This window comes from Carbonatibacter coralli, assembly GCF_039592655.1.
In the GTDB taxonomy this organism is placed as follows: Bacteria; Pseudomonadota; Alphaproteobacteria; order Kiloniellales; family Kiloniellaceae; genus Carbonatibacter; species Carbonatibacter coralli.
In genome coordinates this window covers 629,815-636,225 of record NZ_JBBUTJ010000002.1, presented here as the reverse complement: position 1 = coordinate 636,225, position 6,411 = coordinate 629,815, and the positions used below count along the sequence as shown (strand labels likewise).

Sequence of the window (6,411 nt, the reverse complement as noted above, 5' to 3'; positions counted from 1 at the left end):
AACACCCGATCCCATCCCGAACTCGGCCGTGAAATCCTTCAGCGCCCATGGTACTGCGTCTTAAGGCGTGGGAGAGTCGGTCGTCGCCAGGTCTTTCAATCACAGGAACACACAACAAAAAAGGGCCCCAAAAAAAGGCCCTCTTTTTATTTGTACAAAACAACACATCACCTCAACGCGGGGTGGAGCAGCCCGGTAGCTCGTCAGGCTCATAACCTGAAGGTCGCAGGTTCAAATCCTGCCCCCGCAACCAAATCAAAAAAAGCCCCACTGCGAAAACGGTGGGGCTTTTGCGTGTGTGTGGGAGAAACAGTGGCTTGCTTGTTTGTAAGCTGGATCTCCTGCTCGAGACGAAGAGGCCAGGGGGGGCAGTTCCTCATATGAGCCGGAGAGACCATGGCAGGGTCGTAGTCAGTGGCATCCATATTTGCACCGAAAGATGGTGGCCGATCGCAATCTGCTCTGCCGTAGTGATTTCGTCGCCAGAGCCGGAATAAACACGCGTGGTCCCTTCACTGTCGTTACAAGAAAAGCATCGGGGTGAGAACTGCGGCAGGGTTCAGGAAACAGGTTGTTGAATAAATCCTGATCAGGGAGCCGTTCAGATGGGGATGCGCATTACGCTTGGTGAGTTGATTCACAAGTTGGCCAATGACCATGAGGATCGCCCGGCCATTACCATGGCAGAAACGGGAGAGACGCTGAGTTATCGACAGTTTGATAATTTTATCAATCAGATAGCGCATGGTTTCCTGACACTTGAGCACGCCTCTTCCCGCTATGTGGGGATCATGCACGAGAATGCTCTGTCCTATCTGGCCATGACCTACGCGCTGAAGAAAATCGACCGTGTGGAGGTTTCGATCAACAGGGCTTTCAGAGGTCCTGCCCTGCAGCGCATGATCAATCTGACGGAATGCCGGGTGCTGATGACATCGGAGGCGCATTTTGACGCTTTGGCAGAGATTGTTGATGAACTGCCGCATTTGCGAACACTGATCCTGACATCCGGGCACGCGCGCGCTGCCACACTTTTTCCCCGGCTGGAGCGTCTGGATTTTGAGGAAATGCTGTCAGAGGACAGGAGCCATATCGTATCTTCAGCGAAAGACACGGATCTGGCGGCCATCATGTTCACGTCCGGGACAACCGGCGTGTCCAAGGGCTGTATGCTGTCCCACCGTTACGCTGTACGCACGGCAGAGAACATGATTGAACCCTTCCGCCTGACTTCGGAAGATGTGAACTACACGCCCTATCCCCTGTCGCATATTGGTCCGGCCTATTACGATATCCTCCCCAGCTTCATGGTGGGAGGGCGGGCTGTTCTGAGGGATCATTTCAGCCTGTCGAATTTCTGGCACGAGGTCACCCATCACGGCGTGACCTGGTTCATGTGTCTGGGATCGGTACAGCAGCTGCTTTATTCTGCACCCCCAACCGGGCTGGATCGCAAGCACAGGGTCACGCGGATCTGGTCGACACCGGCACCGGTTTCGGGGGAGGACTTCAATGCCCGCTTCGGGGTGCATGTGATGCCTGGGGGAGGATACGGCTCCACAGACGCAGGCTGGGTTGTGGTGCCGCAGTGGGATCATCCGGGAGGAAAGGTCCTGCCCCACTTCGACATTGCCATTGTTGATGAAAACGATGACCCTGTGCCTCCCGGTCAGAAGGGGGAACTGGTCATTCGTCCCAAAGAGCCGGGTGTCATGGCGGATGGCTATTTCGGTATGCCGGAAAAGACGCTTGAGACCCGGCGAAATCTCTGGTTCCACACCGGTGACATCGGCTGGATCGATGAAGAGGGGCTTTTCTATTTCACCTGCCGCATGGCAGAGCGTATTCGTGTGCGCGGGGAGATGGTTTCGGGCTTCGAGGTGGAAGAGGGAGCCCTCAGCCATCCGGATATTGAAGACGCTGCAGCCATTGGTGTGCCCGCAGCGATGGGAGAGGAAGACATCCGCCTGTTTGTGACCTTGAAAAGGGGTTCAGGGCTTGATGCAGACGCAATCCGGGAGCATTGCCGCAGGAAGATGGCCAAATTCATGGTGCCTGCTGTGGTCACTGTTCTGGACGAGATGCCCCGAACAACAACCGGCAAGCCTGAAAAGGGCAAGCTGGCTGAAATGCCTGTCTGAGTAAAAAGCCCTCTGGTCCGACCGGAGGGCTTTTCTCTCAGTGTTTATTTTGCGAGGCGTTCCGGGACCGGAGCCAGTTGATAGCGGGACCAGAAAAAGCTGTTTGCTGCATCCTGATCTGCGCTGAGATTGGTCGCCTCGACAATCCTGCCATCCTCAATCCGGTAGAGCAGGGCCCATATTGTATCGACATTTGTTACGCCTTCTGCAGTGGAGTATCCCCTGTGGATATCCACGACATGATTTTCATCCGCCCCAAAGTAAATCGGCTCGGCCTTGAAACCTGCTGACCCGAGCTGGGCAAAAAAGGCCATGACCTCTTCGCGTCCGTGTTTGGTGCCTGACAAGGGATGGCGCCCCGGTATGTGCCATTTGACATTTTCATCCATGACAGCGGCAATCCTGTCGAGGTCACCTTCACCGTAAGCGGCAAAGAAATCCTGAACAACCTTGATGTTGTCTTCCGGTGAAGCTGCCATGGCTTGTTCTCCTGTAAGCAGGGTTGCCGTGAGGGCAACAGCTGATGTGAAAGCTGTGAGAGAAGGGGATTTCATTTTTCATTTCCTTTGCTTGCTGATGGGGTTCGTGTGCAGCAGCTGTTCCGGGCAAAAGGATAGATCGGTGCCTTCTAGACGTTAATGGCTTTTTTATTAACCTCATTCATGTATAAAAAGCATGAATTGACAAAACGGGACAAAGGGCTCCGGATGCGATTACCACTGGCGACATTGGAAATCTTCACAGCGATTGCCGAGGAAGGAAGCTTGCGAGCAGCGGCAGAATTGCTGGGTTTGCAGCCGTCAACGGTGAGTCATCAACTGCGCAATCTGGAAGAGAGGCTGGGAACAGCACTTTTCATCAGAACAACCCGTTCTGTGCGTTTGACAGAAGCCGGGCGCGTGCTGTTGCGCGGGACAGCTCCGGCTTTTCAGCAGATTTCAGAGGCCGTCGAAAGTGCGCGCACCACAGGGCAGGTTGCCCGGGGACTTCTCAGGCTGTCCTTGCCGGAACTGGCCTATGAACTGGTGATCAGTCGTGTCCTGCCAAACTATCGGAAGGCTTATCCCGAGATTGAGGTGGAGCTTTCGATACGGGATGCGCTTGAAGACATCCTTGAAGAGGGGATGCATGCGGGAATACGATTTGGAGACATTGTTGCCCAGGACATGGTGGCAATCCGGGTCACGGACACTCTGGGGCTTTCAGTGCTGGGATCACCGGATTATCTGGAAAGGCAGGGTGTGCCACTTGTACCGGATGATTTGCTTCGACATGATTGTGTTCGCTATCGTTTTCACAGCTCGGGAAAGCTTGCGCCATGGCGTCTCGATGGTCCGGAAGGGGAGGCCGTTGTCGAAGTGGGGGGATCGCTGATTGTCAATTCACTGCCTGTGGCTCTGGATGCAGCTGTTCAGGGCAATGGCCTGATCTATCTGCTTCATGATTATGCAAGGGATGAAATCGACAGGGGACGCCTTGTGCCGGTCCTGCAGAATTTTATGCCGCAGATGCCGGGATTGTTCCTCTACTATCCGGGTGAATACAGATCCATGATGCCTTTACGGCTTTTGATCGGGATGCTGAAAGAGCAGAAATCAACCGGTTAGTCAAAGTCATAGGACTCAGGGGCGTCTTCTTCGAGGTAACGTGCACCGGGGCCATTGGCGCCGATAATATCATCCGGATTGACCAGCGCGCAGGTGGTCAGTGACAGGCATCCGCAACCGATACAGCTGTGCATGCCGTCGCGCAGGCGCTGCAGGCGGGCAATTCTGTCATCCAGCTGATTGCGCCAGGACTTTGCCAGATGATCCCAGTCCTCAAGTGTGACCTTGGCTTCGGGGGGCAGGAAGGCCATGGCCTCTGCGATTTCACGCAAGGGGATTCCGGCGCGCTGGGCGACCTGTACGATCGCAATTTTCCTGAGAACATTGGCTGAATAGCGGCGGTGGTTTGACCTGTTCCGCTCCGAAGAAATCAGACCCTTGCGTTCATAGAAGTGGACCGCTGAAACAGCAATGCCACTGCGTTCTGCGACTTCCCCGACTGTCAGGCCTTCCTTGCGTTTCATTGTGTTGTCCTGCGATTCGTTCATTCCATTTAAAAGTCCTTGACCTCAACTTAGGTTGAGGAATTACGAAAGCAAGCAGGAATTGATTTGCTTAAGGAGATCACAGGCATGTCCGATTGTATGGAACAGCAGGCAGAGGCAGGGTGGAGAGACATCCTGCTGGGGCGTTATGCGGCGATGTCGCTTGTCCTGGCGGGCGGGATTTCCCTGCACGCGATCAACATCACGATCTCTGCAACAATGCTGCCGTCTATTGTTGCGGAAATTGGCGGGCAAAAACTCTATGCCTGGAATTCGACGCTGTTTACTCTCTCAGCCATCCTTCTTGCGGCTGTAACGGGGCGGGTGATCCAGCGGCTGGGGGCCAGACTGACCTTTGTGATCGCTGTTCTTCTCTTTGCCCTGGGCAGCCTGATTTCTGCCGGATCAACCTCGATGACAGTGATGCTGGCCGGACGCTCTGTTCAGGGGGCGGGTGGAGGAATGCTCTTTACCCTGTGTTATGCGATGATTGTCCATGTCTATCCGGAACACCTCTGGTCTCGCGCCATGGCGCTGTTGTCCGGAACGTGGGGGATCGCAATGCTCTTCGGTCCGGCAATCGGAGGCATCTTTGCCGAGTACGACGCCTGGCGGCTGGGCTTTCTTGTTCTGGCACCCATGGCAGGCGTCTTTCTGATGATTGTTTTGTATCTCTTGCCCGGAATGGACAGGAAAAAGGAGCGCGCGTCCCCGATTGCGTATGTTCAACTGGCTTTTATCGCGGGGTCGGTGCTTGCGATTTCCTTTGCTTCCCTTTCGCCATCCCTGATTTCGGCTGCCTTGTGGACTGTTCTGTCCGTGGTGTTGATTGTTGCGCTGATGCGAAGGGAACAAAGGGGAGGAAACCGTTTGTTCCCAACGGGAGTCATGATGCCGGGAACAGCGCTCTTCCTGACCTTTGCTTTGATGGCCTTGCTGATTTTCTGTGTGAACACCGAATTTTTCATGCCGTTTTATCTGCAGCGCCTGCACGGACTTTCGCCTCTGTGGGCCGGATACATTGCAGCACTTGTTTCAATCGGATGGGCCGTTTCGGAAGTCTGCTCTGCCCGCTATGAAGGAAAGGCCATGGAGCGGACTGTTGTTGCTGGTCCGCTGGCAATGGTTACCGGCATGCTGATCTTGGCTGCGGGGACACCCCAGTATGGAAGTGCAGATCTGGATCTGGTGCTCCTGATCGCACTGGCGCTTGTTCTGGTGGGTGTCGGGATTGGTCTGGGCTGGCCGCACATCAACACCTTTGCTCTCCAGTTCACGGAGGCAGAAGAGAGGGAAACGGCTGCTTCTGCCCTGTCAACTGTGCAGATGTTTGCTGTCGCATTCGGAACTGCTGTCGCAGGGCTGGTGACCAACATGTCCGGTTTTAACCAGACAGACAATATCGATGGAATAGCCAATTCTGCAGGCTGGCTGTTTGTGACCTTTGCTGTCTCATCCGTTCTGGCCTGTTTTGTGAGCTGGAAGCTGCTTGTCAAAAGGCAGGAGATATCCCAATGAAGCAGCTTTATCCGGACCTTTGGCAAACCGAAAAACATCAAACAGGCATCCTGAACAGCTATGCCTATTTTCTGGAGCATCCCCAGGGGAATATCCTGTTTTACAATACGGGAAATGATGCTGATCTCGACTTTATGGAAGAACGCGGCGGAATCAGGATGCAGCTTCTGACACATAGGGATGAAGCGGGTGGTTCCCTGGAGCGTATCCGGAACCGCTTTGGCTCGCTGTTGCTCTATCCCGAGAGAGAAGCCGGGGCCATTGGACGCCATGCGTCGGCTGATCGCTATTTTGAAAAGGGAGATCACCTGCTGGGGGACCTGCTTGTCCTTGATACGCCAGGGCACACGGCAGGCAGTGTGTGCTTTTTCTATAAATCCCCGCACGGGAAGAGCTATCTCTTTTCAGGCGATACCTTTTTCCTGTGGGACAGCAAGTGGTCGACACTGGTGGTCGAAAAGGCAGGCGGGTCGGCAGATGCTCTGATCAGAAGCCTTCTTGTGTTGAGGTCACTGAAGCCTGACGCTGTGTTCAGCAGTGGCTTTGTCGGTGAACTGGGTGTTGCTGAGCCGACAGAGCAGGAATGGCGAGCAGCCATTGATCAGGAAGTTGAAAAGCTGAGAAAGCTGTAGCGGTGACAGCGGAAAACCTCCCCTGCAG

Annotated in this window: 6 protein-coding genes, 1 tRNA gene and 1 rRNA gene; 6 read left to right on the top strand and 2 right to left on the bottom strand. The window is 54.6% G+C overall.

The window, feature by feature from the left end; all coding sequences use genetic code 11:
* The 3 genes from rrf to AAAH10_RS08410 form a co-directional block, all read left to right on the top strand.
* Positions 1-92, top strand: a 5S ribosomal RNA gene (gene rrf, locus AAAH10_RS08420); the annotation flags it as partial.
* 84 nt (positions 93-176) lie between these two features.
* Positions 177-253, top strand: a tRNA-Met gene (locus AAAH10_RS08415).
* A gap of 352 nt (positions 254-605) precedes the next feature.
* Positions 606-2,141 (top strand): AMP-binding protein, encoded by a 1,536-nt coding sequence (locus AAAH10_RS08410; RefSeq protein ID WP_343562468.1) that lies wholly within the window; start codon positions 606-608, stop codon positions 2,139-2,141.
* A gap of 44 nt (positions 2,142-2,185) precedes the next feature.
* Here AAAH10_RS08410 and AAAH10_RS08405 read toward each other — a convergent pair whose 3' ends face one another.
* Positions 2,186-2,695 (bottom strand): nuclear transport factor 2 family protein, encoded by a 510-nt coding sequence (locus AAAH10_RS08405; protein ID WP_343562467.1) that lies wholly within the window; start codon positions 2,693-2,695, stop codon positions 2,186-2,188.
* Positions 2,696-2,848: 153 nt separating this feature from the next.
* Here AAAH10_RS08405 and AAAH10_RS08400 point away from each other — a divergent pair, with 153 nt between their 5' ends.
* Positions 2,849-3,748, top strand: coding sequence for a LysR family transcriptional regulator (locus AAAH10_RS08400; RefSeq protein WP_343562465.1), 900 nt, complete (start codon positions 2,849-2,851; stop codon positions 3,746-3,748).
* Here AAAH10_RS08400 and soxR read toward each other — a convergent pair.
* On the bottom strand, positions 3,745-4,236 hold the full coding sequence (gene soxR / locus AAAH10_RS08395; RefSeq protein ID WP_343562463.1) for a redox-sensitive transcriptional activator SoxR: 492 nt from the start codon (positions 4,234-4,236) through the stop codon (positions 3,745-3,747). The two genes, AAAH10_RS08400 and soxR, sit on opposite strands and share 4 nt — an antisense overlap.
* Before the next feature lie 84 nt (positions 4,237-4,320).
* On the opposite strand from soxR, the gene AAAH10_RS08390 reads away from it, so the two are divergent.
* Both AAAH10_RS08390 and AAAH10_RS08385 read left to right on the top strand, forming a co-directional pair.
* On the top strand, positions 4,321-5,751 hold the full coding sequence (locus AAAH10_RS08390; RefSeq protein WP_343562461.1) for an MFS transporter: 1,431 nt from the start codon (positions 4,321-4,323) through the stop codon (positions 5,749-5,751).
* Entirely contained in the window at positions 5,748-6,383 is a 636-nt protein-coding gene (locus tag AAAH10_RS08385) for an MBL fold metallo-hydrolase (protein ID WP_343562459.1), read from the top strand. The genes AAAH10_RS08390 and AAAH10_RS08385 overlap by 4 nt, the downstream gene beginning before the upstream one ends.
* The last annotated feature ends 28 nt before the right edge of the window (positions 6,384-6,411 follow it).